The sequence below is a fragment of the Rhizobium sp. N731 genome, assembly GCF_001664145.1.
GTDB classification, from domain to species: Bacteria; Pseudomonadota; Alphaproteobacteria; order Rhizobiales; family Rhizobiaceae; genus Rhizobium; species Rhizobium esperanzae.
This window is the reverse complement of record NZ_CP013601.1, coordinates 4,127,312-4,153,286: the sequence shown is the minus strand read 5'-3', so window position 1 is coordinate 4,153,286 and position 25,975 is coordinate 4,127,312. Positions and strand designations below refer to the sequence as shown.

The following is a 25,975-nucleotide window of genomic DNA, read 5'->3' as shown; positions in this document are numbered from 1 at the left end:
ATCAAGGAGCTTTTTCCAATGTCAATCTCGAAGTTTTCTTCCACCTTAGCGCGCGTTGGCGCAGCATCGGCCGCGCTTCTTGCGCCGGCCGTCGCTTTTGCGCAGGAGACTGCCGCGCCAGCCGCTGCCGCCGCTGCTCCTGCCTTCACCATGGACAAGGGCGACAATACCTGGATGCTCGTCTCCTCGGCGCTCGTCCTTCTGATGACCATCCCCGGCCTTGCGCTTTTCTACGGCGGTCTCGTGCGCGCCAAAAACATGCTCTCCGTGCTGATGCAGGTCTTCATGATCACGGCTGTCGTGTCGCTGATCTGGGTGACCTACGGCTATTCGCTCGCCTTTACCGACGGCGGCTCGCTGAACAGCTTCATCGGCGGCTTCTCCAAGGCCTTCCTTGCCGGCGTCAACACATCGTCGCTCGCCGAAACCTTCTCGAAGGGCGTCGCCATTCCGGAATACACATTCATCGTCTTCCAGATGACTTTCGCCTGCATCACGCCCGGCCTGATCGTCGGCGCCTTCGCCGAACGCGTCAAGTTCTCGGCAGTCATGCTCTTCGTCGTGCTGTGGGTCACCTTCATCTACTTCCCGATGGCGCACATGGTCTGGTTCTGGGGCGGCCCGAGCTCCTACAGCGCACCGGCCGGCCTGATCTTCTCTTACGGAGCAATCGACTTTGCCGGCGGCACGGTCGTCCACATCAATGCCGGTATCGCCGGTCTCGTCGGCGCCATCATGCTCGGCAAGCGCACGGGCTATAAGAAGGAAATCATGGCTCCGCATTCGATGACGCTGACCATGGTCGGTGCCTCGCTGCTCTGGGTCGGCTGGTTCGGCTTTAACGCCGGCTCCAACCTCGAAGCCAATGGCTACGCATCGCTTGCGATGATCAACACCTTCGTCGCGACGGCTGCCGCCGCGGTGTCCTGGTGCATCGTCGAAAGCCTCGCTCGCGGCAAGGCCTCGATGCTGGGTGGTGCTTCCGGCGCTGTCGCCGGTCTCGTCGCCATCACCCCGGCGGCAGGTTTTGCCGGTCCGATGGGCTCGATCGTTCTCGGCCTCGTCGTCTCGCCGATCTGCTACTTCTTCGTCGACGTCGTGAAGAACAAGTTCAACTATGACGACAGCCTCGACGTCTTCGGCGTCCATTGCGTCGGCGGCATCATCGGCGCTCTCGGCACCGGCATCCTCGTCAACCCGGCGCTGGGCGGTGCAGGCATCGTCGACTATTCGACGGCTGATTTCGCCGCCACCTATGCCGGCACGGCAACCCAGGTCCTGAACCAGGCGAAGGGCGTTCTCACGACCCTCCTGTGGTCGGGCATCGGTTCGGCGATCCTCTACAAGATCGTCGACGTCGTCATCGGCCTGCGCGTGAGCGTCGAAGCCGAGCGCGAAGGTCTCGACCTTTCGACCCACGGCGAAGCCGCCTACCACGCCTCCTGATCATAAAGTTTGCGGCGCCCGGCAGACGGGCGCCGCTTCATGGCCCGTCGCGGCCTATCGAACCATAAGCCGCATTTGGCCCGGACCTTCCAAGGTTCGGGCTTTTTTCTTTTCTGGGGTGGATGCGCCTCCCGGCACGCATGGTTAACATCGCTTTAACCCCGTTCTGGTTAGGTAGAGCGGACGCATTTTGGCATGGCGAAGCTTCGGTGATTCGCATGCCCTCAGGCAGTGGACGGGTTAGACACATGGCAAGAAGCACGTCGCCGGCGATGGATGGCCGTCCGGATCGGTTCTCCTTCTCGGCATTCATGCTGCGGCAGATCCAGGCGCTCATCGGCTTTGCGATCTTTCTGCTGCTGGCGTTCTGCGTCGCGGCACTGGCGACCTGGAACGTCGCCGATCCGAGCTATTCCTACGCCACCGCCAACCTGCCGACGAATATCCTCGGCTACAGCGGCGCTGCCTTTGCCGATATCGTCATGCAGTTCCTCGGGCTTGCCAGCGTCGTGTCGATGCTGCCGATCGTCGCCTGGGCGCTGACGATGATCTCGGGCCGCAGCTTCAACCGCATTCCCGCCCGCATCGGCGCCTGGCTTGCCGGTTCGATTCTGTCTTCCGCCGTCATCGGCTGTTTTCCGCCGCCGCTCACCTGGCCGATCCCGAACGGTATCGGCGGCGTCGTCGGCGACATGATCCTGCGCTTTCCCGCACTCTTCGTCGGCGCTTATCCCACCGGCACCTTCGCCATGGCCGTTGGCTGCATTTTTGCTGTGCCGACCGCGTGGATGATGCTCTTCGCGTCAGGCCTCGTCGGCCGCAGTGACGCCGATGACGAAATCGAGGACGATTACGTCGAGACAACAAGCAAGGCGCGGGTGGTCGGAGACGAAGACGAGGACGAGGACGAATCGCGCTGGGTTGCGCTCAGCGGGGCCATGACGCATGCCTGGTTCATGAGCCAGGGCCGGCTGCGCCGGCTCTTCGGCATAGGACCGCGCCAGCGACGCCAGGGCGATTTCGAGTCGCCTTATGATTTCAACGACGATGAATTCGGCACGCTGAACGAACCGGTCCGCGCCAAAGCGCCGGCCGTCCGCGGCGAGCGCCTGGAGCCATCGATGGAGCCGTCAATGGCGGCAAGGGCGGCTTCGCCGCGGCGCGTCGTCGCTGCGCCGTCGCTTTCCATCGATGACGAGGATGAGAACGACGATCCGCCTTTCGATGCCGACATGCCGCCACGTCCGGCCGACATTCTGCCCGACGACGATGACGACGACTGGATGATCCGTGCGCCGGCAAAAGCCACCGCCAAGCCGGAGCCTCGCGTTGTCCCGGCGATCACGCGTCCGAAGCCCGGCGCCCGTGTCGAGCGGGAAGCGCAGGGCTCGTTCATTCGTCCCGAGGGTTTCCAGCTGCCGTCGATGCATCTGCTCGCCGAGCCGAGGAACGTGGTCCGCGACTCGACGCTGTCGGCCGACGCGCTTGAGCAGAATGCCCGCATGCTTGAGGGCGTGCTCGAAGATTTCGGCGTCAAGGGTGAGATCATTCACGTCCGTCCGGGCCCCGTCGTCACGCTGTACGAACTGGAGCCGGCGCCCGGCATCAAATCGTCGCGCGTCATCGGCCTGGCCGACGATATCGCCCGCTCGATGAGCGCCATCGCCGCCCGCGTCGCCGTGGTGCCGGGCCGAAATGCGATCGGTATCGAACTGCCGAACCAAACGCGCGAGACCGTCTTTCTCCGCGAATTGATCGCGTCGCGGGATTTCGACGGCAGCAAGGCCAAGCTCGCAATGGCGCTCGGCAAGACGATCGGCGGCGAAGCCGTCATCGCCGACCTCGCCAAGATGCCGCACCTGCTCGTTGCCGGCACCACCGGTTCGGGCAAATCGGTCGCCATCAATACGATGATCCTGTCGCTGCTCTACCGCATGACGCCGGAACAGTGCCGGCTGATCATGATCGACCCGAAGATGCTCGAGCTCTCGGTCTATGACGGCATTCCGCATCTGCTTTCGCCTGTTGTCACCGATCCGAAGAAGGCCGTCGTCGCGCTCAAATGGACCGTGCGCGAGATGGAAGAGCGCTACAAGAAGATGTCGAAGATCGGCGTGCGCAACATCGACGGCTTCAACACGCGCGTCGAACAGGCACTGTCGAAGGGCGAAGTGATCTCGCGCACGGTGCAGACCGGCTTCGATCGCCACACCGGCGAAGCCATGTACGAGACCGAGGAATTCGACCTCAAGCCGATGCCCTATATTGTCGTCATCATCGACGAGATGGCCGATCTGATGATGGTCGCCGGCAAGGACATCGAAGGCGCGGTGCAACGCTTAGCGCAAATGGCGCGTGCGGCCGGCATCCACGTGATCATGGCGACCCAGCGTCCGTCGGTCGACGTCATCACCGGCACGATCAAGGCGAACTTCCCGACCCGCATCTCCTTCCAGGTCACCTCGAAGATCGACAGCCGCACCATTCTCGGCGAACAGGGCGCCGAACAGCTGCTCGGCATGGGCGACATGCTCTACATGGCGGGCGGCGGGCGCATCCAGCGCGTCCACGGCCCGTTCGTTTCGGATGTCGAGGTGGAAGAGATCGTCTCCTACCTGAAGACGCAGGGCTCGCCGCAATATCTCGATGCGATCACCGCCGATGACGACGAGGATGGCGATTATGGCGGCGGCGGTCCGGCCGGCACGTCGAACCTTTCGGATTCGGAAGATCCCTATGATCAGGCCGTCGCCATCGTGCTGCGCGACGGCAAGGCTTCGACCTCTTACGTCCAACGCCGGCTTGGTATCGGCTATAATAGAGCCGCCTCGCTGATCGAGCGCATGGAGAAGGAAGGCATCATCGGGCCGGCCAACCATGCCGGCAAACGAGAAATCCTCGTGCCGACCGAGGGCGACATCCTCGACCGCTGAGACGAGCGCCATATATTTCTGATGTGGCCGCTTTGGCGGAAACACGGTGGCATCAACGCCGTTGCTTTTCGCGCGCCGATCGCAACGCCTTGAAGACGCCGCCTTTGAGCGGCATGCAGATCGCATAAAGGAGATTTAGATGCGTAACTCCGATTCCTTCCTCTCCGGCCTGGCGATGACGCGCCGCGATCTTCTCGGCGCTTTCGCCGTCGCTGCGATGGCGAGTGCCGTCCCCTTGAGCGCCATCGCACAGGCTGCAGCGCCCGCTTCCGGCACGGCGCAGGCAATCGCCGATCATTTTTCCGGCGTCACGACGATGCAGGGCGAATTCGTCCAGTTCGGTCCGCGCGGCGAACAGACCGGCGGCAAGTTCTTCATCCAGCGTCCCGGCAAGCTGCGTTTCAACTACGACGATCCGTCGCCGATGCGGGTGATTGCCGACGGCAAGAATGTCGCCATCGGCAATATGAAGCTCAAGACGTGGGATCTCTATCCGCTCTCGAAGACTCCGCTCAGCCTGCTCCTGGCGCAGCATATCGACCTTTCGGCCGGCATGGTGAAGGGCGTGAAGGAGGAGTCGGACCTGACGACCATCGCGCTCGGCAACAATACGGTGTTCGGAAACTCGACGATCACCATGATGTTCGATCCGAAGACCTATGATCTGCGCCAGTGGACGATCACCGACAACCAGGGCAAGGATACGTCGGTGATGATCTTCAACGTCAAGACGGGTGTGCAGTTCGACGACCGCGTCTTCCGGGTGCCCTATGAGAGCATTCCGGGCACGGCAGCCTCACGCGACTGAGTGGGTTTTCGGTTGATCGCCTGAGGCTTTTGCACGCTCCCGGTTTCCTCCTGTCCGCCTTTGTTCTAAAGCCCTTTCATGAAAGTGTGAAAGGGCAGGGGCATGGGCTTTTCGATCACCACCTGGAACATCAACTCGGTGCGGCTGCGCATGCCGATCGTCGAGCAACTCGTTCTCAAACACAGGCCTGACATTCTCTGCCTGCAGGAAACAAAGGTGCCGAACGAGCTCTTTCCGGCAGCACCTTTGCGGGCGATGGGCTACGATCACATCATCATCCATGGCCAGAAGGGTTATCACGGGGTCGCAATCGCCTCGCGCATTCCGCTGACGGAGGATCACCGACAGGATTATTGCGGCGTCGGCGATGCCCGCCACATATCGGCGGTGTTCGAGCGCGGCAACCGCCGTGTCCGGCTGCACAATTTCTACGTCCCTGCCGGCGGCGACGAGCCCGACCGCATGATCAATCCGAAATTCGGCCACAAGCTCGACTTCATTGAGGAGATGAAGCTCCTGACAGCCAATGGCGAGGCCAACACCTCCGCCATCCTGGTCGGCGACCTCAACATCGCACCGCTGGAGCACGATGTCTGGTCGCACAAGCAACTGCTGAAAATCGTCAGCCATACGCCCGTCGAAACCGACGGGCTGCTCGAGGTGATGAAGCGCGGCGGCTGGCTCGATCTCATGCGCCAGCACGTGCCGGCCAGTGAGAAGCTTTATACCTGGTGGAGCTACCGGGCCAAGGACTGGGAGGCTGCCGATCGCGGCCGCCGGCTCGACCATATCTGGTCGTCATCGGATCTCGGGCCGCATCTCCAGCGGATCGAGATCCTGAAAGAGGCGCGCGGCTGGGATCGGCCGTCGGACCATGTGCCGGTAACGGCGCATTTCGATTTCTGACGACAATCAGCTGAAGCGGTGAAATTGGCTTGCCGCCTTGGCTGCAAGCTCGGCGAGGTTGTCGCGGATGCGGTTTTCGATCAGACGGGCCGCATCGGGATATTCCTCGAGCAGCCGATGGAAGAGGGCGCGGGTGATGCGGATGATGCTGGTGTCCTCGCGCGCGATCGCGGTGAACTTGCGCTCCACCAAGGTGACCAGCGCCAGCTCCGAAATCAGTGTTCCCGGTCCGGCGACAGCCTCCGCCCGCTGCATGCCGTCGCTGCTCGTCGTGCTGAGTTCCAGGCTGCCGCTCAAGACGACGTAGGCGCTCTCGGCCGGCGAGCCTTGGCGGAACAGCATCTGGCCGGCGGCGATCATGCGCCGGTCGGCGCCGAAGGCGATTAGCCTCAGCTGGTCCTCGCTCATGTCCTTGAACAGCGGAAGCCGGGAAAGCAGATGAATGTCGTCGGTCAGCGCCATGCCGGCTTTTCGCCTTAGAGCAATTCCAGCAAAAGTGCCTGGCGGTTTTGCCAGGCAAAGCGTGAAACGCTTTTGCCGGGAACTGGGTGAAAACAAAGAGACAGAACATCTCCGCGATTCGGAAAAACGGAAACGCTCTAGGGTATGATCTTGTAGCCGCCGTTTTCCGTCACCAGAATTTCGGCGTTGGAGGGATCCCGTTCGATCTTCTGGCGCAGCCGGTAGACATGGGTTTCCAGCGTGTGCGTCGTTACACCAGAATTATAACCCCAGACCTCCTCGAGAAGCACGTCGCGGGTGACGACCTTCTGTTCGGCGCGATAGAGATAGCGGATGATCGCCGCTTCCTTCTCCGTCAGGCGGATCTTCTGGCCATTGTCGGTGGTGAGCAGCTTCTGGCTCGGCTTGAAGAGGTATGGGCCGACGGTGAAAGTCGCATCTTCGCTCTGCTCGTGCTGGCGCAATTGCACACGGATGCGCGCCAGCAGTACGGCGAAGCGGAAGGGCTTGGTGACGTAGTCGTTGGCCCCGGCTTCGAGGCCAAGGATCGTGTCCGAATCGGTATCGTGGCCGGTCAGCATGATGATCGGCGCCTTGAAGCCGCCCTTGCGCAGGAGCTTCACCGCTTCGCGGCCGTCCATGTCGGGCAGGCCGACATCCATGATCAAGAGGTCGACCGGCGTCGAACGGGCGGTCGCAACACCTTTGCCGGCGTTGGCTTCCTGAAGAACCGTGAATTCCTCATAAAGCGACAATTGCTCCGTCAGGGTCTGACGAAGGTCCTCGTCGTCATCCACCAGAAGAATGGTGCGTGCGGTCATGCCGTTGCGTCCTCAAAGTTACGTCCCCTAGTCCTACGCCAAATTGCAGCTTTGGCAAGGATCGGCCAGCGGGGCTGTTGCCGCGCAGGTTTTCATATGATTTCAATCAAGGCCTCAGGCAATGCAAGACATGCGAGAAAAATGGAAAAAGCAAGGCGGAGCCGGGGCATGCGGCCATCGACGATCGTGGTGCGCCCCGCGCCAGGGCGCAAGAGCCGCGCCATCGTCCGATTCGGGGCAATCACCGTCCCTGCCGCGATCGGTCGTTCGGGCCGTACCATCCTCAAACGCGAGGGCGACGGCGCCACGCCGATCGCCGCGATGCGGCTGATTTCCGGTTTCCGGCGCGGTGAACGGAACGGTCGACTCACCACTTCGCTTCCCATTCGCCGCATCCGCGCAGACATGCTCTGGTGCGACCAGCCCGGCAACGCCAACTACAACCGCCTCGTGCGGGCGCCATTCAGCGCAGGTCATGAGGAGATGCGGCGCAGCGACGGCCTCTACGATATCTGCCTTGTCATGGACTGGAATATTTCCTCGCGGGCGCGCCATCGTGGTTCGGCGATCTTCTTCCATCTCATCAGGCCGGGCTACGAGCCGACGGCCGGCTGTGTGGCTGTAAGCCTGCGTGACATGCGCCGCCTTCTGCCCCACCTTCGGAAGGGAACGATTGTCCGGGTCCTCTGATTGTCTTCAGGATGCCGCCGCCTATATGGTTCCGGTGACCGGACGCTCCGGCTGAAATGCGTTCCGGGACGTCCGCAGGTGCGGGCGCAATCCATGCCTCGTCCAATTCTTCAAGCTCCCGGAGATATATTGTGACCGCTCAACCCATCATCACTTTCCATGACGGACATTCCATTCCCCAGGTCGGTCTCGGCGTCTGGCAGACGCCGCAGGAGATTGCCGCCCCGACGGTGCGCACCGCAATCGCCGCCGGCTATCGGCATATCGATACGGCTTCGGGTTACGACAATGAAGAGGGCGTCGGCGAAGGCATCCGCTCCTCCGGCCTCGCCCGCAAGGATATCTTCGTCACCACCAAGCTCAGGAATACCGACCAGGGCTACGACAATGCGTTGCGCGCTTTCGACGGCAGCCTCAAGAAGCTCGGCTCCGACTATGTCGACCTCTATCTCATTCACTGGCCGTCGCCGCATCGCGGCCTCTACACCGAGACCTGGAAGGCATTCGTGCGCATCCGCGAAGAGGGCCGCGCCCGGTCGATCGGCGTGTCGAATTTCTATCCCGAACATCTCGAGCGCATCATCGGCGAGACCGGCGTCGTTCCAGTCATCAATCAGATCGAGCTGCACCCCGACTTCCAGCAGAGAGCGGCGCGGGAGGCGCACAAGAAACTTGATATCACCACCGAATCCTGGAGCCCGCTCGGCCAGGGCAAATTCCTCTCGAACAAGGTTATCGGCGAGATCGCCAGGAAACATCGGAAGACGCCGGCGCAGGTCATCATCCGCTGGCACATCGATAGCGGCCTCGTCGTCATCCCGAAGTCGGTGACGCCGTCGCGCATCGAGGAGAATTTCCAGGTGTTCGACTTCAAGCTCGATGCCGACGACATGGCCGCAATCGCCAAGCTCGACAGCGCCGGCGCCCGCATGGGACCGGACCCGATGACGGCAGCCTTCTGATCGCCGGTTGCGATCATCGCCGCCGATCGGCTGTCGACGCCGCAATAGAAGAAGCCGCCCGATGCGCCGAGACGCATCGGGCGGCTTTATCTTTCATTCCGTCGGACGCGTCAGTTCCACTCGCGGATATCGACGAAGTGCCCGGCGATCGCGGCGGCGGCGGCCATGGTCGGCGAGACGAGATGCGTGCGGCCCTTGAATCCCTGACGGCCTTCGAAATTGCGGTTCGAGGTTGAGGCGCAACGCTCGCCCGGCTTCAGGCGGTCGTCGTTCATGGCAAGGCACATGGAGCAGCCCGGCTCGCGCCAGTCGAAGCCGGCGGCCTTGAAGATCTTGTCGAGGCCTTCGGCTTCCGCCTGTTCCTTGACGAGGCCGGAACCTGGAACGATCATGGCGTTGACGGTCGAGGCGACGGTCTTGCCCTCGACGACCTTGGCGGCGGCGCGCAGGTCTTCGATGCGGCCGTTGGTGCACGAGCCGATGAAGACGCGGTCGACAGCAATGTCGGTCATCTTCGTGCCCGGCTTCAGGCCCATATAATCAAGCGCACGCCACTTGGAGGCACGCTTCGTTTCGTCCTGGATTTCATCCGGATTCGGCACGATGCCCTGGACGGAGACGACGTCCTCAGGCGAGGAGCCCCAGGAGACGATCGGCGGCAGTTCGGCGGCGTTCAGCTTGACGACGCGGTCGAAATGCGCGCCTTCGTCGGATTTCAGCGTCTGCCAATATGCGATCGCCTGTTCCAGCGCTTCGCCCTTCGGCGCGCGCGGCTTGCCCTTGATATATTCGAAGGTGATTTCGTCAGGGGCAATGAGGCCGGCGCGGGCGCCGCCTTCGATCGACATGTTGCAGATCGTCATGCGGCCTTCCATCGACAGCGAACGGATCGCTTCGCCGGCATATTCGATGACGTAGCCGGTGCCGCCTGCGGTGCCGATCTCGCCGATGATGGCCAGAACAATATCCTTGGCGGTGACGCCTGCCGGCAGCTGGCCGTCGACCTGCACCAGCATGTTCTTGGCCTTTTTCTGGATCAGCGTCTGGGTGGCGAGAACGTGCTCGACTTCAGACGTGCCGATGCCGTGGGCGAGAGAGCCGAAGGCGCCATGGGTGGAGGTGTGGCTGTCGCCGCAGACGATCGTCATGCCCGGCAGGGTGAAGCCCTGTTCCGGCCCGATGATGTGAACGATGCCCTGGCGCTTATCGTTTTCCGAATAATATTCGACGTTGAACTCGGCGGCATTCTTGGCGAGCTGCTCGACCTGGATGCGGCTTTCCTCGTTCTTGATGCCGAGATGGCGATCGGCCGAGGTCGGAACGTTGTGGTCGACGACGGCAAGCGTCTTTTCCGGGGCGCGGACCTTGCGGCCGGACATGCGCAGGCCTTCGAAGGCCTGCGGCGAGGTGACTTCGTGGACCAGATGGCGGTCGATGTAGAGAAGACAGGTTCCGTCGGCCTGTTCGTCGACCAGATGGTCGTCCCAGATCTTGTCGTAGAGGGTACGCGGTGCGCTCATGGCGGTAAGTCCGTTTTTGAAAGCTTTGGAAAATCGGAAAAAAGCGGATCGGGCTCCGCCGGCCGTCATTCGATCAACGAAGTCGGCTGTTGAGCGCACCGGAGACGCATGCGAAAAACCGCGCCGGCAGGCGATAGTGGTCCTGCAGCACGAAAATATGCGCGCCAGTGCATCTGAACTTGGATTCCATGGCGGTGGATATAGCGATTTTTGATCGAAACGGCAATTCGAATCGTGAGGCGCGTCCTTTCTGCATCCGAATGGACGCGAGCGCTTAGCGCCGCGGCATCTGCTTCATCTTCTTCTCGATCCGCCGCAGCGCCAGCGACAGGCCGATCGTCAGGATCAGATAGATATAGGTGACGATCGAATAGGTCTCGAAGAAGCGGAAGGAGCCGGAGGCATAGACCTTGCCCATCTGCGTGATGTCGGCGACACCGAGGACGGAGACGAGGGATGAATCCTTCACCATTGAGACGAAGTCGTTGGAAAGCGGCGGGAGGATGACCCGGATCGCCTGCGGGAAGACGACGAGCCGGAAGCGGCGGTAGCGCGACAGGCCGAGCGACTTTGCCGCCTCGATCTGGCCGATATCGACGGACTGGAAACCGGCGCGGAAGATCTCGGCAATGAAGGAGGAATAGCCGATCATCAACGCGATGACGGCCCGCCACATCAGCGACAGGTCGCGCACCAGGATCGGTTCCGTAACGCCTGATTTCACCAGGGGCGTGATCATGAAGTTATAGGCCGTGACGAAACCGGGCGCACCGACGAAGGCGACGTAGAAGAGCAGCACCAGCATCGGGATGCCGCGGATGATCTCGATATAGAAGCGGGCGATCTGGCGCAGCACGACGCTGTCCGCCAGGCCGAGCAGCGCGATGCCGAGACCGAGCACCGTTGCCAGGACAAAGGCGACGAGCGTCACGAACACGGTGACGCCGACGCCGTTCACCACGGTGCGGAAGACCTGGGTGTAAATGTCGTTTGTGATGATGACGACGGCGAGAACGATGCCGATCAAGAGAAGGACGGCCAGCCACCAGGGACGGTCGTCCTTCTCATGTCGCGGGGATGGTTGTGGAGCCATCTGCGATCTCTCGAGGGATTATTCGCCCATCTTGTAGTCGAGAAACCACTTCTTGTTCAGCGCCTCGAAGGTGCCGTCCGCCTTCAGCGCTGCGATGGCGGCATTGACGGGGGCGACGAGATCGGAGCCTTTCGGGAAGATGAAGCCGAAATCCTCGGTGCCGAGCGGTTCGCCAACCACCTTCAGGGCGCCGTTCGAAGAATCGACGTAACCCTTGGCGGCGACGCTGTCGGTGAGGACGAGATCGACATCGCCCGTTTTCAGGGCCTGCACGGTTGCGCCGAAGGTCTCGAAGAGCTTGATGCGCGGGTTCTGTTCGTTGCCGTCGAGGATTTCATAGACGGCGGTGTAGAAAGGCGAGGTGCCGGGCTGAGCGCCGATCAGGCCGTCCTTGAATTCACCGAAGGACTTGGCGTCGGTGAAGCGCTTCTCATCACCGCGCACCAGCATGAATTGCTGCGAGCGCATGTAGGGATCGGAGAAGTCGACCTTCTGCTTGCGGTCGTCCTTGATGGTGATGCCGGTCATGCCGATGTTGTACTGACCGTCGGAAACCGCCTGGATCATCGCGTCCCAGCTGGTGTTTTGATATTCGACCTTGAAGTTCAGCCGCTTGGCGATCTCGTTCATCGCATCATATTCCCAGCCGATCGCCTTGCCAGATTTCGGATCGACGAACTGCAGCGGCGGATAGGCATTCTCGGTGACGACGACGACGCTCTTGCCGCCGAGATCGGGCAGTTCGGCAGCCGATACGGCCAGGGGCGAAAGCACAAGGGCGGCGAAGCTTGCGAGAACGGTGCGACGAAACAGCATAGAACGGCTCCAAAATTGAACGGCAAAAATTGTCACGGATGACCTGCCGAAGGCAAGGCTGCCGGCTGCACGGTCGCGTAAAAAATAGAAAAGGCGATCCGAAGACCGCCTTTCCACAAATAGAATTTTGCGCAGATCTTATTCTGCGGCCTTCTCGGCTTCGGCTGCAGCAGCTGCTTCGGCCGCGGCCTTGGCTTCCGCAGCTTCTGCTGCTGCCTTTTCGGCGGCGAGCGCCTGGGCGGCTGCAACCTTCTCGGCTTCGATACGGGCCTTTTCCTCGGCGACAGCAGCGCGCTCGGCGTCGTTGAGCTTGCGGGCGCGAACGCCGGTGTCTTCAACGATACGAGCCGACTTGCCGCGACGGTCGCGGAGGTAATAGAGCTTGGCGCGACGGACCTTACCGCGGCGAACAACGTCGACGCTTTCGATCATCGGCGAGTAGACCGGGAATACGCGCTCGACGCCTTCGCCGTAGGAGATCTTGCGAACCGTGAAGTTTTCCTGCAGGCCACCACCGGAGCGGGCGATGCAGACGCCTTCATAGGCCTGGACGCGGGTACGGTTGCCTTCCGTGACCTTCACGTTGACGCGGACGGTGTCGCCCGGGGAGAATTCGGGGAGGGTGCGCTTGGCTTCGATCTTAGCGGCCTGTTCGGCCTCGAGCTGCTGGATGATGTTCATCGTCTTAACCTTTGGTTCTTCTGAAACAGCCAGAGCGCTCATACTGTCCTTCGGTCGATGCCTCTGGAGTTTGCCCTTACGGACGGGAGCGGATTCGCCATTCTTTGTTTGCTGGCAGACGGGGCTAGCCCCATTTCCGCGTGCGCCAATACACGAAAGGCCGGGGCTTGTCATCCCTCGCACGACATTTTTGTGAAAAGGACGGCGAAATCAGCCGTTTTTCTCGTTTTTAGCGCTATCGAGCAGGTCCGGCCGCCGTTCCTGCGTCAGCCGCACCGCTTCCTGGTGGCGCCATTTCTCGATGGCTCCGTGGTTGCCGGACGTCAAGACGGAGGGAATTTCCCGGCCTTCCCACTCTTGTGGTCGGGTATAATGGGGATGTTCCAGCAACCCGCCTTCGAAGCTTTCATGCAGGCCGGAAAGATCGTTGCCCATAACGCCGGGCAGGATGCGGATGATCGCATCAAGCAGGATCAGCGCCGCCGGCTCGCCGCCCGACAGCACGTAATCGCCGATCGAGACTTCTTCCAGTCCGCGCGCCTCGATCACCCGCTGGTCGACGCCCTCGAAGCGACCGCAGACGATGATGACGCCGTCACCCGCCGCAAGCTCACGCACGCGCCGCTGCGTCAGCGGCCGGCCGCGCGGGCTCATCAGCAGGCGCGGCCGGGGATCATTTTCACCGGCACTGTCGATCGCGCGGGCGAGAACGTCAGCCTTCAGCACCATGCCGGCGCCGCCGCCGGCCGGCGTGTCGTCGACAGTGCGGTGTCTGTCGGTGGCGAAATCGCGAATCTGCACCAGATCCAGTGACCATTGCCCACGCTCCATCGCCTTGCCGGCGAGCGAGAAGCCAAGATGCCCCGGAAACATTTCCGGATAAAGTGTCAGTACGCGCGCCCGGAAAGCCATTACTTCTTCTTTTTCGGCTTGTCCGCGGTGAACTGCGAAAGCTCGGGGTCGTCGACCAGTCCCGCCGCCAGCGGATCGATCAGCAGCGTACCGGCTTCGAGATCGATTTCCAGCACAGAGGCTTCCGAGAAGGGAATGAGAACGGGGCGCTTGCCCGGGCCCTTGAGCTCCAGGAGATCGCCAGCGCCGAAATCGAAGACGCCGGTGACCGTTCCGTAGCTGACGCCCTTGTCATCAAGCGCTTCGAGCCCTTCGAGATCGGCATAGTAGAACTCGTCGTCCTGGAGCTCCTCGTCCGGCAGGTTGTCGCGCTCGATATAGAGTTCAAGTCCGTTCAGCGCTTCGGCGGCGTTGCGGTCGTTGATGCCGCGGAAACGGACGACGACGACATTCTTCATCTCGCGGATTTCGAGGATTTCGAAGCTGCGTCCGTCCATGCTGTGCAAAAGGCCGTAATCGCCGAGCGCGCTAGGATCGGCCGTGTAGGCCTTGGCGCGCACCTCGCCCCTGAGACCCTGCGCGCCACCGATCGTCGCCATCAAAACCGGGTTTTCAAGCTTTGTCATGGGTTCCTTCACGTGAAGCCGAAAGACAGGTTTCTCATAAACGAAGTGCGGGCGATTGGAAACGAAAACGGGCGGCATGTCGCCATGCCGCCCGCTCGAGAAGGGAATGTCCCGATTATTCCGCGGCGTCGGCAGCAGCTGCTGCAGCGTCGGCGATCTTCTGGGCCTTTTCGGCGGCGCGTTCCTGGGCGCGCTTGCCGGGCTTTGCCTTGATCGGGTTGTTCTTGGCTTCGCGCTTGGCAACGCCGGCTTCATCGAGGAAGCGCAGAACGCGGTCAGTCGGCTGGGCGCCGTTGTCGATCCAGTGCTTGATGCGCTCGGCGTTCAGCTGAACGCGCTTCTCGTCGTCCTTGGCGAGCATTGGGTTCCAGGAACCGAGGTTTTCGAGGAAGCGGCCGTCACGCGGGCTGCGCGCATCGGCGAGCACGACGTGGTAGTACGGACGCTTCTTGGAGCCACCGCGGGCGAGACGAATTTTCAGTGCCATGTTCTTTACTCCTTAGGCTTTTCTTGACCGCTTCGTAGGGCGGTGTGGTTATCGGGCTGCGGCGCTCTGTTCAGCGTGGTCCGCAGCGATCTGCTCATGATGCCGGATGACTTCCTTGATGACGAAGTTCAGGAACTTCTCGGCGAAATCCGGATCCAGATTGGCGGTCTTCGCCAGCTGGCGAAGGCGTTCGATCTGGTATTCCTCGCGCGCCGGATCGGCCGGCGGCAGATTGTATTTGGCCTTCAGCACGCCGACTTCTTTGGTGCAGCGGAAGCGTTCGGCCAGCATGTGCACGAGAGCGGCATCGATATTGTCGATCGACTGACGATAGCTCGCGAGCTGGGCTTTGACGTTTGGATCAATCATGGGGCAAGCGATCCTTTCACTTCTTCTTCGGCAAGCCGGGCAAGCCCGGGAAACCACCGCCAAGGCCCGGCAGCTTGGCGCCGCCGAGGCCCGGCAAACCACCCGGCAGACCGCCGAGACCGGGCATACCCCCGCCCGGTTTTCCCAAACCCGCCGCTTCCGCCTGCTTCTGCAGGGCTTCGAGCTGACGGGGATCGATATTCGAGAGATCGGGCATGCCGCCCATGCCGCCGCCGCCAAGCCCCATCTTGCCGGCAAGGCCGCCCATCATCTGCTTCATCAGGCCGCCTTTGCCCTTGCCGCCCATCATCTTCATCATGTCCGCCATCTGGCGGTGCATCTTCAGAAGCTTGTTGATGGCGGCGGCATCGGTGCCGGAGCCGGCGGCGATGCGCTTCTTGCGCGAATGCTTGAGCAGGTCGGGATTGGCGCGCTCGGCCTTGGTCATCGATTGGATGATGGCGATCTGGCGGCCGAAAAGCTTGTCGTCGAGGCCGGCTGCGGCCATTTTGTCCTTCATGCCGGCCATGCCGGGCATCATGCCCATGATGCCGCCCATGCCGCCCATCTTCTGCATCTGGCGCAGCTGATCGGCGAGGTCGTCGAGGTCGAACTTGCCCTTGGCCATCTTGGCGGCCATGGCGGCCGCCTTTTCGGCGTCGATATTCTCAGCGGCGCGCTCGACGAGCGAAACGATATCGCCCATGCCGAGAATGCGGTCGGCAATGCGGCGGGGATGGAACTCCTCGAGCTCGCTCATCTTCTCGCCGACGCCGATCAGCTTGATCGGCTTGCCGGTGACGGCGCGCATCGAAAGGGCAGCACCGCCGCGGCCGTCGCCGTCCATGCGGGTCAGCACCAAGCCGGTGATGCCGACGCGTTCGTCAAAATTGCGGGCGAGGTTGACGGCGTCCTGGCCGGTGAGGCTGTCGGCGACCAGCAGGATTTCATGCGGGTTCGAGCGCTTCTTGATGTCGGCCATCTCGACCATCAAGGGCTCGTCGATATGGGTGCGGCCGGCGGTGTCGAGGATGACGACGTCATGGCCGCCGAGCTTGGCCGCCTGCACGGCGCGGGCGGCGATATCGGTCGGCGACTGGCCGGCAATGATCGGCAGCGTGTCGATATTGGCCTGCGCGCCGAGCTGGCGAAGCTGCTCTTGCGCGGCCGGACGGCGCGTGTCGAGCGACGCCATCAGCACCTTTTTCTTCTCGCGCGTCGACAGACGATTGGCGATCTTGGCTGACGTCGTCGTCTTGCCCGAGCCCTGAAGGCCGACCATCATGACGACGACGGGGGCGGCCGCATGCAGGTCGATGCCCACGCCTTCGCCGCCCAGCATCTCGATCAGTTCGTCATGGACGATCTTGACGACCATCTGGCCGGGCTTGATCGACTTCAGGATCTCGGCGCCGACGGCCTTTTCACGCACGCGGTCGGTGAAGGAACGCACGACGTCGAGCGCGACGTCGGCCTCCAGCAGGGCGCGGCGAACCTCGCGCAGCGCTGCGGAAACATCGGCTTCCGAAAGCGCGCCACGGCCTGTCAGTCCATTCAGAATGGATCCAAGACGGTCCTGGAGGTTTTCAAACATCGGCTCTTCCTTGATACGTTTCGGGCGGGTTGATCTGCCCGGAAACGTCGTGCTTTTCCTTGACGAAAACAAGACGCAAAGCCAAAAAGCACCCGAGGGCGCATCGCGCTGTCGGGTGTTGACCTCCGGGATCTCGAAGTCCCGGTCGGCGGCTCGGAGTCATCTGGCTCGTCGCGGATTGGGCGCGATAAACAGGAAAGCGGCGGGAAAGTCAAGGCGAATGCGGGGGGATGACCGCACAGCGGGCTTTTCGGAAGCGGTGCCACATGGGGCAAGCGGCTAAATTGCCGCTCACAATCCAATTCGGCATGCAGGCCAGTTGCAAAATATTCTGCTTGTGATTCTACTTTCTACTTAAGTGCGTCCTGTAAAATGATTCGTGAATATCCTTGATGCCGGATGATCCGGCGGAGATATCGAATGATCAATGCTGATATTGAAAGTTGGGCGCTGGCACGGGCCCATCATATTGTTCTCAACGAAGGCCTTAGTCTTGCAAAAGCGGCACAGGATCTGGATCGCAAACGATCCCGCTCGCTGGTCTACGAGCTGAGGAAGGTCATCACCGCCGCTATCGTCGAGGCGCATGCGGCGTCCTTCGAAGCCGACGGCGGGCAGCGGTAGAAGACGGACCGCCCGGAGGCTCAGTCGGCTGCAAGGCCTGCATGGCACTCACCCACTGGTAATTCCCTCGCGTTTCCGCCATATACAGCGGAAAGACGGACGGAATGACATCATGAGCGCAACGGTCGAATTCGCGAGGATGAACGGGCTTGGCAACAAGATCCTGGTCGTCGACATGCGCGGACGGCCTGATAAGGTGACGCCCGCAGCGGCCGTCGCGCTCAATGCCGATCCGCAGACCGAGTTCGACCAGATCATGGCGATCCATGATCCGAAGGCTGAAGGCACCGACGCGTTCATCGATATCCTGAATTCCGACGGCTCGAAGGCGCAGGCCTGCGGCAACGGCACCCGCTGCGTCGTACAGGCGCTTGCCGCCGAGACCGGTCGGAAGGCGTTCACCTTCCAGACGGTCGCCGGCATCCTCAATGCCGTCGAGCACGAGGACGGGACGATCTCCGTCGATATGGGCAAGCCGGTCTTCGATTGGGACAGGATTCCGCTGGCGGAGGAATTTCACGACACCAGCCGCATCGAGCTGCAGATCGGCCCGATCGACAATCCGGTGCTGCATTCGCCGTCCGCCATGTCGATGGGCAACCCGCATGCGATCTTCTGGGTGGACAGGGACGTGATGTCATATGATCTCGCCCGATTCGGACCGCTGCTCGAAAACCATCCGATGTTTCCCGAGCGCGCCAATATCACCTTGGCGCAGGTCACCTCGCCGACATCGATGACGACGCGCACCTGGGAGCGCGGTGCGGGCCTGACGCTTGCCTGCGGCTCGGCCGCCTGTTCTGCCGCCGTCAGCGCCGCGCGCACCGGCCGCACCGGCCGCAAAGTGACGATCAATGTGGCAAGCGCCAAGCCGCCGGCCACACTTTCGATCGAATGGCGCGAGCGCGACGATCACGTCATCATGACCGGTCCGGCCGAGTGGGAGTGGTCGGGCAGGCTCGATCCTGCGACCGGCCTGTGGTCGCGCGATGCGGACCGGGGAGCCGAGGCGCAGTGAGCGGCATCGAGGTCATTACCTTCGGCTGCCGCCTCAACACATATGAATCCGAAGTGATGAAGGCGCAGGCCGAGAAGGCCGGGCTCAACAACGCCATCCTGGTCAATACCTGCGCCGTGACCGGCGAGGCCGTGCGCCAGGCCCGCCAGGCGATCCGCCGGGCGCGGCGCGACAATCCGCATGCCCGCATCATCGTCACCGGCTGTGCCGCGCAGACGGAAAAACAGACCTTCGCCGAGATGGCGGAGGTCGATGCGGTGCTCGGCAACGAGGAGAAGCTTTCGAGCGCCTCCTATCGCAGCCTGCCGGATTTCGGCGTTTCGGCCGAAGAGAAGTTGCGTGTCAACGATATCATGAGCGTCAAGGCGACGGCGCCGCAGATGGTCAGGCACATCGACGGCCATGTGCGCGCCTTCATCCAGGTGCAGAACGGCTGCGACCACCGCTGCACCTTCTGCATCATTCCCTATGGCCGCGGCAATTCCCGCTCCGTGCCGATGGGAGCCGTCGTCGACCAGGCCCGCAGGCTGGCCGACAGCGGTTATCGCGAGATCGTGTTGACCGGGGTCGACGCCACCAGCTATGGCGGCGACCTGCCGGGCGCGCCGACCCTCGGGCTTCTCGCCAAGACGCTCTTGAAGCAGATTCCGAATATCCGCCGCCTCAGGCTTTCCTCGATCGACAGCATCGAAGCCGACGCGCATCTGATGGGTCTGATCGCCGAAGAACCGCGCTTCATGCCGCATCTGCATTTGTCGCTGCAGCATGGCGACGACCTGATCCTGAAGCGGATGAAGCGCCGACATTTACGCGCCGATGCGCTGCGCTTCATCGCGGAGGCGCGCCGTCTGCGCCCAGAAATGAGCTTCGGCGCCGATATGATCGCCGGCTTCCCGACAGAGACGGAAGAGATGTTCCGCAATGCCGTGCGGCTCGCCGAAGAGGCCGGCATTGCGCATCTGCACGTCTTTCCCTACAGCCCGCGTCCCGGCACGCCGGCAGCTCGCATGCCGCAGCTCGACCGGTCGCTGGTCAAGGATCGCGCCGCCCGGCTGCGCGCCACTGGACATAGGCTCCATCAGTCCCATCTCGACGGCATGGTCGGAACCCGGCAATGGCTGCTTGTCGAAAACAACGGCCTGGCGCATACGGAGAACTTCACGCTGGTCGCAGCCGCCGGCCTTCGCCCCGGCGAACTTGTGCCGGTCACCATCACCGGCCACAATGGCAAACATCTCGACATGCAATTGACGGCCGCAGCGGCCTGACTTTCACGGAATCCTCATGGCGCTCAGTTTCATCAAAAAGGTCTTCACCTTCGGCAAGCCGGCTGAAGAGCCCGTGCCCCAGGCGGTCGACAAGGAGCTGGAGCGGCGTTCGCGCGCCGAAGATCTGCCAGTCGCCGATGATCCGGTGCTGCCCGAGGAAATGGATACGGCCGGCGGACCGGCGGCGGATATCGGCGAGGGCGTGACGGAAGAGCATGTCGCGGCAGAGGATACGGAACCACAAAATCTGCCCGCCCCGGACCAGTTGAGCGAAATGGGCGTCGTGCCACTTTCATTGCTGGAGGCAGAGGCTGCCGCGGAGGCGGAAGCCCAGCCGATTGCGGGCAGCGCTACGGAAACACCCCCCTCTGTCCCTTCGGGACATCTCCCCCACAAGGGGGGAGATCATTTTGAGCCTGATGCACCGGCTTTGATCGAAAGGACCGGGGAAGTCGCAGAAGCGCCTGTAGAGGAAATTCCACCTGAGATCGATGAGGTACCGGGCGCCTCTATTCAGCCGATCTCCCCCCTTGTGGGGGAGATGCCCGGCAGGGCAGAGGGGGGTATCACGCCCACCGGGCCTTCCGAGACGACTGCGGAACAGCCGAAGCTGGAATCTCCCGTTCTTCCCAAAGGCTTCGCCACCGGCCCGGCAATCGTCGAACCGCAGCCCATTGCCCCGCAGCCGAAACTCAGCTGGTTTCAGCGGCTGCGCAACGGTCTGGCGCGCACCTCCTCGCAGCTGACCGGTCAGATCACTGCGCTCTTTACCAAGCGCAAGCTCGACGACGAGACGCTGCAGGATCTCGAAGACTTGCTGATCCAGGCCGATCTCGGCGTCGAAACCGCGCTGCGCGTCACCGATACCCTGGCTTCCGAGCGCTACGGCAAGGACGTCACCGGCGAGGATGTCAGCAGGATCATGGCGTCCGAAATCGCCAAGGTTTTGAAACCGGTCGCCAAGCCGCTGCAGCTCGATCTCTCGCACAAGCCGCATGTCATCCTCGTCGTCGGCGTCAACGGCACCGGCAAGACGACGACGATCGGCAAGCTGGCGGCCAAGCTTTCCGGCGCCGGACTGAAGGTCATGGTGGCTGCCGGCGATACGTTCCGCGCGGCGGCGATCGAGCAGCTGAAGATCTGGGCCGAGCGGACCAATTCCGAATTCGTTGGCACCAAGCTCGGCGCCGACGCCGCCGGCCTTGCCTATGATGCCTTCGAGCAGGCGAAGGCCAAGAAGTGCGACGTGCTGATCGTCGACACGGCCGGCCGCCTGCAGAACAAGGCCGAGCTGATGGCCGAGCTCGAGAAGATCGTGCGCGTTCTCGGCAAGCTCGATCCCGATGCGCCGCACACCGTGCTGCAGACGCTCGACGCGACGACGGGACAGAATGCGCTGAGCCAGGTCGAGATCTTCCGCAATGTCGCCGGCGTCAACGGCCTGATCATGACCAAGCTCGACGGCACGGCGCGCGGCGGCATCCTGGTGGCCATTTCCGCCAAGCACAAGCTGCCGGTCTATTTCATCGGTGTGGGCGAAGGCGTCGACGATCTGGAGCCGTTCGAGGCCGAGGACTTCGCGCACGCCATTGCCGGACTTCCCCAATGATGCCACAGATATGCCGCCGAAAGCCTGCAGGGCATGACGGGAACAGGTTTTCAGGAACAGCAGGTTTGACGAACGCATGACCACCGAAAGCGATATTACCCCGAGCGCGGCCGACCGGCATCATCCGCTGTTGAAGCTGGCGCTGGAGCTCGGGCCGCTGTTGATCTTCTTCTTTGCCAATCTGCGCGGCCAGTGGCTGGTGGAACGGCTTCCTGCTCTTTCGGAACTTGGCGGTCCGCTGTTCGTCGCAACCGGGCTCTTCATGGCGGCGACGGTGTTTTCGCTGATCGTTTCGAAGATCGTGCTCGGCCATCTGCCGATCATGCCCTTCGTCTCCGGCATCGTCGTCGTGATCTTTGGCTCACTGTCGATCTGGCTGCAGAACGAGACCTTCATCAAGATGAAGCCGACCATCGTCAACGCGCTGTTCGGCGTGGCGCTGCTCGGCGGGCTCGCCTTCGGCCGGTCGCTGCTCGGCTACGTCTTCAACGCCGCCTTCCAACTCGATGCCGAAGGCTGGCGCAAGCTCACCATCCGCTGGGGCATCTTCTTTCTGTTCCTCGCCGTGCTGAACGAAGTCGTCTGGCGCAATTTTTCCGACGATACCTGGGTCGCCTTCAAGGTCTGGGGCACGATGCCGATCACCATCATCTTCACGCTGGCCCAGATGCCGTTGGTGCTGAAACACAGTATCAACCTGGAAACGGACGGCGAGAAGTGAGTGCCGCAGACGCCGAATATCATGTCAGACGCCAGAGTTTCTGGTTCGTCGCCTGCGTTGCGGTGCTGGTCGCGCAGATCGTCACCGAATATTTGATGGGCCGCGTGCCGATCTGCGCCTGCGGTTATGTCAAGCTGTGGGAAGGCGGGGTCAATACCAGCGGCAATTCGCAGCATTTGTCCGACTGGTACACGCCGTCGCATATCATCCACGGCTTCCTGTTTTACGGCCTCGGATATCTCGTCCTGCGCCGCAAGCCGCTGGCGGCACGGCTGCTCCTGGCGCTGGTGATCGAATCCGGCTGGGAGCTGCTGGAGAATTCGCCCCTCATCATCGATCGTTACCGCACGGCGACCATTGCACTCGATTATTACGGCGACAGCATTCTGAATTCGGCCATGGACACTGTTTTCATGTGCGTCGGCTTCTTCTTTGCATCGCGGGCGCCGGTGGCGCTGACGGTGGCGATCGCCATCTTCTTCGAGATTTTCACCGGCTACGTGATCCGCGATAATCTGACGCTCAACGTGTTGATGCTGATCTGGCCGGTGGAGGCGATCAAGGTCTGGCAGGGTGGGGTTTAGGCCCACGTCGTTGCAAAGACCCCTCACCCGGAATGATGCTTACGAAGCCGGTTTCGCCAGCGCCTTTTCCATCGCCGGGAACAGCCCTTCCTTCAGGCTGATATCGTCGAAGGGGCCGACGCGCTTGTAGAGGATGGTGCCGTCGGGGGCGACCAGATAGCTTTCCGGAATCCCGTAGACGCCCCAGTCGATTGCCGCCTTGCCGTTCGGGTCGACGCCGATCGCCCGATAGGGATTTCCCAGTTCGCCGAGGAAACGCAGGGCGTTGTCGTTCTTGTCCTTGTAATTGATGGCGACGATGTTCAGCCGACCGTCTTTCGCCAGTTCCTTCAAGATCGGATGTTCGTCCCGGCAGGGGATGCACCAGGAGGCGAAGACGTTGACCAGGGTCAGCTTGCCCGTGATCGCCGCATCGGTCAGCGCCGGCAGATTTGCGCCGTCGAGCGGCGGAAGGTTCAGCGCCGGCGCCTTGGTGCCGATCAGGGCCGACGGGATTTCGGCGATGTTCTTGCCATGGAAATCCTGGTCATAAAGCATCTTTGCGGCCGTCGCGGCAATGGCGCCGAAGACGAACAGCGGCAGAAGCGCCAGGGCGTAGCGGCTAAGTCCGCTCGGCTTGCCGGGCTCGGCTTCGGGTGTTTCGCTCATTCGCCGTCCCTCGCGGGCGCCGAGCGGCGGCGAATGCCCGCGGCTTCGAGGGCTGCGAGCTCACGCTGGCGCGCCCGGCCGTCGGCCCAGATCCAGAGCGTGACCGCAACAGTCACGAGCGCCGCAAAGCCGTAGGAGGCGTAGACGTAGAAGGCATGCGTCATGATCTACTCCTCCCGGCTCGCCATCCGGGCGGCGAGACGGCGCTGCGCGGCGATCCGGCGGCGCCAGATCTCGTTCCTCATCGCCATGATGTGCAGGGTGAAGAAGAGCAGGGTGAAGGCGATCGCCATGACGAGCAGCGGGCGCAGGAATTCCGGATCGATCGCCGGACCACCGATCCTGAGCACGCTCGCCGACTGGTGCAGCGTATTCCACCATTCGACGGAGAACTTGATGATCGGAATGTTGACGAAGCCGACGAGGATGAGCACGGCTGAGACCCGCGCCGCCCTCGACGGATCGTCGATGGCGCGGCTCAGCGCAATCAGGCCGAGATACATCAGAAAGAGCACGAAGACCGAGGTCAGGCGCGCGTCCCACACCCACCAGGTACCCCACATCGGCTTGCCCCAGAGCGAGCCGGTGACCAGCGCGAGCAAGGTGAAGGCGGCGCCGAGCGGGGCTGCGGTCTTGGCGGAGACGTCGGCCAGCGGGTGGCGCCAGACGAGCGTGCCGATCGCCGAGAGGCTCATGATCGTGTAGCACATCATCGAAAGCCAGGCGGCAGGCACGTGGATATACATGATCCGAACGGTCTCGCCCTGCTGGTAATCGCCTTCGGTCGAGAAGCTGAGATAGAGGCCGGCCGCGAAACACAGCGCGGTGATGCAAGCCAGCCAAGGAATGACGCGGGCCGCCAGCGCCAGAAATCGCGTCGGATTGGCGAGATCGCTGAATTTACGGATGGCAAGGCTTATGTCGTTCATGGCCGCTTCCTTATCCCTATCCGGCTGTTCCCGCAATCGAGTGACATTCAATCCGACGTGTTTCGCAGCGCGAGCGCAGCGGCGGCCGGGCCGATCACCGCAAAGAACAGCGTCAGCGCAGTCAGGATGAGGAAGGGCGGCAGGAAAGGGGCGGGATCCTCGACCGCGGCATAGGTGGCGCTGACGCCGAAGATCAGTACCGGGATGGTCAGCGGCAGGACCAGGATCGAAACCAGCAGGCCGCCGCGGGGCAGGGCGACGGCAACGGCAGCGCCGACGGCGCCAATGAAGGTAATGGCCGGCGAGCCGACAAGAAGCGTCAGCATGGTCGCGCCGATCGCTGCCTCGTCCATATTCATGAAGAGGCCGAGCAGCGGCGAGGCGATCACCAGCGGCAGGCTGGTGGCGGCCCAATGGGCGAAGCATTTGACCAGCACGGTCAGGACAAGCGGTGTTTCCTGCATCAGCATCAGGTCGAGCGATCCGTCGTCGCGCTCGGCCTGGAACAGGCGGTCGAGGCCGAGAAGGGCGGCAAGCAGCGCGCCGATCCAGACGATGGCTGGGCCGATGCGCGAAAGCAGCTTGAGATCCGGCCCGACGCCGAAGGGGATGACGGCGACGACGGTCAGGAAGAACAGCACGCCGATCAGCGCACCGCCGCCGGCGCGGATGGAAAGTTTCAGGTCGCGGAGGAAGAGGGCAGTCATCCCCACACTCCCTGATCCACGCCGGCAAAGCCCGTCATTTTCAATTCCTGCATATTCTTCAATCCCAGCGGCTGATGTGTCGCCGCCAGAAGAATGCCACCCTTTGCCAGATGCGCTTCGATCAATCCGGCGAACAGCCGGTCGGCGCTGGCATCGAGCGCCGCTGTGGGCTCGTCGAGGATCCAGACGGGGCGATGGGCGACGAGCAGCTTGGCGAAGGCGAATCGGCGCTGCTGGCCGGCGGAGAGATAACCGAAGGGAAGGTGGGTTATTCCCGAGAGGCCGACGGCTTCGGCTGCCTCCTCAAGGGACAGGCCGGCAGAAGTTTCCGTTTCGTCGAGAAAGGTGCGCCAGAAATCGAGGTTCTCTGCAACCGTAAGTTCATTCTTCATTGCGTTTCGATGGCCGAGGTAGTGGCTGACCTCGCCGGGATGCCGGCCTTCCCGGCTGCCGTCGCCATGAAAGACGACAGTGCCTTTTTCCGGCCGCAGGAGGCCGGCAACAACACGCAGCAAAGTGGACTTTCCCGATCCATTTCTCCCCGTCAACACAAGCGCCTCGCCGGCCGCCAAGTGAAAGGAAAGATTAACGAAAATCAGATCGTCACCGCGCCTTGCGGCCAGATTTTCGGCGGTGAGATGCATGCATCGGTTCTTTCTTCGTTTTGGCTTCCGGATGGGTCAAAAAATGTCCGATTTTGCTCGTTTCCGGGTATGGCAAGTTTTTAGGAAATTATCTATAAGACCTGCAACCACGCCAGCGGTCGGCGTGAATTTCATCCTTGCGCCGAACTTGGAGCGT

The 25,975-nt window shown here is 62.2% G+C and carries 28 protein-coding genes; 12 read left to right on the top strand and 16 right to left on the bottom strand.

The features are described 5' to 3' along the window. Nucleotides 1–18: 18 nt before the first annotated feature. The 4 genes from AMK02_RS20130 to AMK02_RS20115 all read left to right on the top strand — a co-directional run bounded on the left by AMK02_RS20130 (nucleotide 19) and on the right by AMK02_RS20115 (nucleotide 6,093). Nucleotides 19–1,446 carry an ammonium transporter gene (locus AMK02_RS20130; RefSeq protein ID WP_064805555.1) on the top strand — a complete coding sequence of 476 codons (1,428 nt, stop codon included), beginning with the start codon at nucleotides 19–21 and terminating at the stop codon, nucleotides 1,444–1,446. Nucleotides 1,447–1,694: 248 nt separating this feature from the next. Continuing rightward, the gene (locus AMK02_RS20125; protein WP_064805553.1) at nucleotides 1,695–4,379 is read left to right on the top strand and encodes an FtsK/SpoIIIE family DNA translocase; all 2,685 of its coding nucleotides are present in this window, start codon (nucleotides 1,695–1,697) and stop codon (nucleotides 4,377–4,379) included. Between the two features lie 139 nt (nucleotides 4,380–4,518). Then, entirely contained in the window at nucleotides 4,519–5,187 is a 669-nt protein-coding gene (locus AMK02_RS20120; RefSeq protein ID WP_064805551.1) for an outer membrane lipoprotein carrier protein LolA, read from the top strand. 102 nt (nucleotides 5,188–5,289) lie between these two features. Continuing rightward, nucleotides 5,290–6,093: an exodeoxyribonuclease III gene (locus AMK02_RS20115; RefSeq protein ID WP_064805549.1), complete on the top strand. Its 804-nt coding sequence runs from the start codon at nucleotides 5,290–5,292 to the stop codon at nucleotides 6,091–6,093. A gap of 6 nt (nucleotides 6,094–6,099) precedes the next feature. Here AMK02_RS20115 and AMK02_RS20110 read toward each other — a convergent pair whose 3' ends face one another. Together AMK02_RS20110 and AMK02_RS20105 are read right to left on the bottom strand one after the other, a co-directional pair. After that, nucleotides 6,100–6,555: a cyclic nucleotide-binding domain-containing protein gene (locus tag AMK02_RS20110; RefSeq protein ID WP_064805547.1), complete on the bottom strand. Its 456-nt coding sequence runs from the start codon at nucleotides 6,553–6,555 to the stop codon at nucleotides 6,100–6,102. Between the two features lie 137 nt (nucleotides 6,556–6,692). Continuing rightward, the gene (locus AMK02_RS20105) at nucleotides 6,693–7,376 is read right to left on the bottom strand and encodes a response regulator transcription factor (RefSeq protein WP_011427159.1); all 684 of its coding nucleotides are present in this window, start codon (nucleotides 7,374–7,376) and stop codon (nucleotides 6,693–6,695) included. A gap of 168 nt (nucleotides 7,377–7,544) precedes the next feature. Between AMK02_RS20105 and AMK02_RS20100 the strand changes: the two genes are divergently transcribed. Both AMK02_RS20100 and AMK02_RS20095 read left to right on the top strand, forming a co-directional pair. Next, nucleotides 7,545–8,066 carry a L,D-transpeptidase family protein gene (locus AMK02_RS20100; protein ID WP_064805545.1) on the top strand — a complete coding sequence of 174 codons (522 nt, stop codon included), beginning with the start codon at nucleotides 7,545–7,547 and terminating at the stop codon, nucleotides 8,064–8,066. A gap of 131 nt (nucleotides 8,067–8,197) precedes the next feature. Beyond that, a complete protein-coding gene (locus AMK02_RS20095; RefSeq protein ID WP_064805543.1) occupies nucleotides 8,198–9,028 on the top strand; it encodes an aldo/keto reductase in 831 nt (276 codons plus the stop codon). Nucleotides 9,029–9,138: 110 nt separating this feature from the next. Here AMK02_RS20095 and leuC read toward each other — a convergent pair whose 3' ends face one another. The 9 genes from leuC to ffh form a co-directional block, all read right to left on the bottom strand. After that, nucleotides 9,139–10,548: a 3-isopropylmalate dehydratase large subunit gene (gene leuC, locus AMK02_RS20090; RefSeq protein ID WP_064806397.1), complete on the bottom strand. Its 1,410-nt coding sequence runs from the start codon at nucleotides 10,546–10,548 to the stop codon at nucleotides 9,139–9,141. Nucleotides 10,549–10,822: 274 nt separating this feature from the next. Further along, nucleotides 10,823–11,641, bottom strand: coding sequence for an amino acid ABC transporter permease (locus tag AMK02_RS20085; protein WP_064805541.1), 819 nt, complete (start codon nucleotides 11,639–11,641; stop codon nucleotides 10,823–10,825). 18 nt (nucleotides 11,642–11,659) lie between these two features. Continuing rightward, on the bottom strand, nucleotides 11,660–12,457 hold the full coding sequence (locus tag AMK02_RS20080; RefSeq protein WP_064805539.1) for a basic amino acid ABC transporter substrate-binding protein: 798 nt from the start codon (nucleotides 12,455–12,457) through the stop codon (nucleotides 11,660–11,662). Nucleotides 12,458–12,595: 138 nt separating this feature from the next. Continuing rightward, on the bottom strand, nucleotides 12,596–13,138 hold the full coding sequence (rplS, locus tag AMK02_RS20075; protein ID WP_064805537.1) for a 50S ribosomal protein L19: 543 nt from the start codon (nucleotides 13,136–13,138) through the stop codon (nucleotides 12,596–12,598). Nucleotides 13,139–13,348: 210 nt separating this feature from the next. Then, entirely contained in the window at nucleotides 13,349–14,050 is a 702-nt protein-coding gene (trmD, locus tag AMK02_RS20070) for a tRNA (guanosine(37)-N1)-methyltransferase TrmD (RefSeq protein ID WP_064805535.1), read from the bottom strand. Further along, on the bottom strand, nucleotides 14,050–14,616 hold the full coding sequence (rimM, locus tag AMK02_RS20065) for a ribosome maturation factor RimM (protein ID WP_064806395.1): 567 nt from the start codon (nucleotides 14,614–14,616) through the stop codon (nucleotides 14,050–14,052). Before rimM ends, trmD begins: the two co-directional genes overlap by 1 nt. A gap of 115 nt (nucleotides 14,617–14,731) precedes the next feature. Next, nucleotides 14,732–15,103 carry a 30S ribosomal protein S16 gene (gene rpsP / locus AMK02_RS20060; protein ID WP_064805533.1) on the bottom strand — a complete coding sequence of 124 codons (372 nt, stop codon included), beginning with the start codon at nucleotides 15,101–15,103 and terminating at the stop codon, nucleotides 14,732–14,734. 48 nt (nucleotides 15,104–15,151) lie between these two features. Continuing rightward, the gene (locus AMK02_RS20055; protein ID WP_027682490.1) at nucleotides 15,152–15,472 is read right to left on the bottom strand and encodes a chorismate mutase; all 321 of its coding nucleotides are present in this window, start codon (nucleotides 15,470–15,472) and stop codon (nucleotides 15,152–15,154) included. A gap of 16 nt (nucleotides 15,473–15,488) precedes the next feature. Further along, on the bottom strand, nucleotides 15,489–17,066 hold the full coding sequence (gene ffh / locus AMK02_RS20050) for a signal recognition particle protein (protein WP_064805532.1): 1,578 nt from the start codon (nucleotides 17,064–17,066) through the stop codon (nucleotides 15,489–15,491). Nucleotides 17,067–17,465: 399 nt separating this feature from the next. Here ffh and AMK02_RS20045 point away from each other — a divergent pair, with 399 nt between their 5' ends. From AMK02_RS20045 to AMK02_RS20020, 6 genes are all read left to right on the top strand, one after another. Next, a complete protein-coding gene (locus tag AMK02_RS20045) occupies nucleotides 17,466–17,690 on the top strand; it encodes a hypothetical protein (protein WP_064805530.1) in 225 nt (74 codons plus the stop codon). Between the two features lie 112 nt (nucleotides 17,691–17,802). Beyond that, nucleotides 17,803–18,708: a diaminopimelate epimerase gene (gene dapF, locus AMK02_RS20040; RefSeq protein ID WP_064805528.1), complete on the top strand. Its 906-nt coding sequence runs from the start codon at nucleotides 17,803–17,805 to the stop codon at nucleotides 18,706–18,708. Then, nucleotides 18,705–19,976 (top strand): tRNA (N(6)-L-threonylcarbamoyladenosine(37)-C(2))-methylthiotransferase MtaB, encoded by a 1,272-nt coding sequence (gene mtaB, locus AMK02_RS20035; protein WP_064805526.1) that lies wholly within the window; start codon nucleotides 18,705–18,707, stop codon nucleotides 19,974–19,976. Before dapF ends, mtaB begins: the two co-directional genes overlap by 4 nt. A 16-nt stretch (nucleotides 19,977–19,992) precedes the next feature. Further along, a complete protein-coding gene (ftsY, locus tag AMK02_RS20030) occupies nucleotides 19,993–21,585 on the top strand; it encodes a signal recognition particle-docking protein FtsY (protein ID WP_064805524.1) in 1,593 nt (530 codons plus the stop codon). Between the two features lie 76 nt (nucleotides 21,586–21,661). Beyond that, the gene (locus AMK02_RS20025) at nucleotides 21,662–22,306 is read left to right on the top strand and encodes a septation protein A (RefSeq protein ID WP_064805522.1); all 645 of its coding nucleotides are present in this window, start codon (nucleotides 21,662–21,664) and stop codon (nucleotides 22,304–22,306) included. Next, nucleotides 22,303–22,890 (top strand): DUF2585 domain-containing protein, encoded by a 588-nt coding sequence (locus tag AMK02_RS20020; protein WP_064805520.1) that lies wholly within the window; start codon nucleotides 22,303–22,305, stop codon nucleotides 22,888–22,890. The genes AMK02_RS20025 and AMK02_RS20020 overlap by 4 nt, the downstream gene beginning before the upstream one ends. A 39-nt stretch (nucleotides 22,891–22,929) precedes the next feature. Here the strand turns inward: AMK02_RS20020 and AMK02_RS20015 are convergent, their stop codons facing one another. From AMK02_RS20015 to ccmA, 5 genes are read right to left on the bottom strand one after another with little or no spacing between them, the layout of a single operon-like run. Next, a complete protein-coding gene (locus AMK02_RS20015; protein ID WP_064805518.1) occupies nucleotides 22,930–23,538 on the bottom strand; it encodes a DsbE family thiol:disulfide interchange protein in 609 nt (202 codons plus the stop codon). Next, nucleotides 23,535–23,702, bottom strand: a complete 168-nt coding sequence (ccmD, locus tag AMK02_RS20010; RefSeq protein ID WP_064805516.1) for a heme exporter protein CcmD — start codon at nucleotides 23,700–23,702, stop codon at nucleotides 23,535–23,537. The genes AMK02_RS20015 and ccmD overlap by 4 nt, the downstream gene beginning before the upstream one ends. 3 nt (nucleotides 23,703–23,705) lie before the next feature. After that, nucleotides 23,706–24,467 carry a heme ABC transporter permease gene (locus AMK02_RS20005; RefSeq protein ID WP_064805514.1) on the bottom strand — a complete coding sequence of 254 codons (762 nt, stop codon included), beginning with the start codon at nucleotides 24,465–24,467 and terminating at the stop codon, nucleotides 23,706–23,708. A 47-nt stretch (nucleotides 24,468–24,514) separates the two neighbouring features. Further along, entirely contained in the window at nucleotides 24,515–25,174 is a 660-nt protein-coding gene (gene ccmB / locus AMK02_RS20000; RefSeq protein WP_012485530.1) for a heme exporter protein CcmB, read from the bottom strand. Continuing rightward, on the bottom strand, nucleotides 25,171–25,818 hold the full coding sequence (gene ccmA, locus AMK02_RS19995; protein ID WP_012485529.1) for a heme ABC exporter ATP-binding protein CcmA: 648 nt from the start codon (nucleotides 25,816–25,818) through the stop codon (nucleotides 25,171–25,173). The genes ccmB and ccmA overlap by 4 nt, the downstream gene beginning before the upstream one ends. Nucleotides 25,819–25,975: the final 157 nt, after the last annotated feature.

Coding starts and splice junctions, on each gene's coding strand:
- AMK02_RS20080 (WP_064805539.1), bottom strand. CDS start 12,457: ATGCTGTTTCGTCGCACCGTTCTCGCAAGCTTCGCCGCCCTTGTGCTT.
- ccmD (WP_064805516.1), bottom strand. CDS start 23,702: ATGACGCATGCCTTCTACGTCTACGCCTCCTACGGCTTTGCGGCGCTC.
- ftsY (WP_064805524.1), top strand. CDS start 19,993: ATGGCGCTCAGTTTCATCAAAAAGGTCTTCACCTTCGGCAAGCCGGCT.
- AMK02_RS20100 (WP_064805545.1), top strand. CDS start 7,545: ATGCGGCCATCGACGATCGTGGTGCGCCCCGCGCCAGGGCGCAAGAGC.
- AMK02_RS20045 (WP_064805530.1), top strand. CDS start 17,466: ATGATCCGGCGGAGATATCGAATGATCAATGCTGATATTGAAAGTTGG.
- rimM (WP_064806395.1), bottom strand. CDS start 14,616: ATGACAAAGCTTGAAAACCCGGTTTTGATGGCGACGATCGGTGGCGCG.
- AMK02_RS20105 (WP_011427159.1), bottom strand. CDS start 7,376: ATGACCGCACGCACCATTCTTCTGGTGGATGACGACGAGGACCTTCGT.
- AMK02_RS20110 (WP_064805547.1), bottom strand. CDS start 6,555: ATGGCGCTGACCGACGACATTCATCTGCTTTCCCGGCTTCCGCTGTTC.
- AMK02_RS20130 (WP_064805555.1), top strand. CDS start 19: ATGTCAATCTCGAAGTTTTCTTCCACCTTAGCGCGCGTTGGCGCAGCA.
- AMK02_RS20120 (WP_064805551.1), top strand. CDS start 4,519: ATGCGTAACTCCGATTCCTTCCTCTCCGGCCTGGCGATGACGCGCCGC.
- AMK02_RS20005 (WP_064805514.1), bottom strand. CDS start 24,467: ATGAACGACATAAGCCTTGCCATCCGTAAATTCAGCGATCTCGCCAAT.
- AMK02_RS20085 (WP_064805541.1), bottom strand. CDS start 11,641: ATGGCTCCACAACCATCCCCGCGACATGAGAAGGACGACCGTCCCTGG.
- AMK02_RS20055 (WP_027682490.1), bottom strand. CDS start 15,472: ATGATTGATCCAAACGTCAAAGCCCAGCTCGCGAGCTATCGTCAGTCG.
- AMK02_RS20025 (WP_064805522.1), top strand. CDS start 21,662: ATGACCACCGAAAGCGATATTACCCCGAGCGCGGCCGACCGGCATCAT.
- AMK02_RS20015 (WP_064805518.1), bottom strand. CDS start 23,538: ATGAGCGAAACACCCGAAGCCGAGCCCGGCAAGCCGAGCGGACTTAGC.
- ffh (WP_064805532.1), bottom strand. CDS start 17,066: ATGTTTGAAAACCTCCAGGACCGTCTTGGATCCATTCTGAATGGACTG.
- trmD (WP_064805535.1), bottom strand. CDS start 14,050: ATGGCTTTCCGGGCGCGCGTACTGACACTTTATCCGGAAATGTTTCCG.
- AMK02_RS20125 (WP_064805553.1), top strand. CDS start 1,695: ATGGCAAGAAGCACGTCGCCGGCGATGGATGGCCGTCCGGATCGGTTC.
- ccmB (WP_012485530.1), bottom strand. CDS start 25,174: ATGACTGCCCTCTTCCTCCGCGACCTGAAACTTTCCATCCGCGCCGGC.
- rpsP (WP_064805533.1), bottom strand. CDS start 15,103: ATGGCACTGAAAATTCGTCTCGCCCGCGGTGGCTCCAAGAAGCGTCCG.
- ccmA (WP_012485529.1), bottom strand. CDS start 25,818: ATGCATCTCACCGCCGAAAATCTGGCCGCAAGGCGCGGTGACGATCTG.
- dapF (WP_064805528.1), top strand. CDS start 17,803: ATGAGCGCAACGGTCGAATTCGCGAGGATGAACGGGCTTGGCAACAAG.
- rplS (WP_064805537.1), bottom strand. CDS start 13,138: ATGAACATCATCCAGCAGCTCGAGGCCGAACAGGCCGCTAAGATCGAA.
- leuC (WP_064806397.1), bottom strand. CDS start 10,548: ATGAGCGCACCGCGTACCCTCTACGACAAGATCTGGGACGACCATCTG.
- AMK02_RS20115 (WP_064805549.1), top strand. CDS start 5,290: ATGGGCTTTTCGATCACCACCTGGAACATCAACTCGGTGCGGCTGCGC.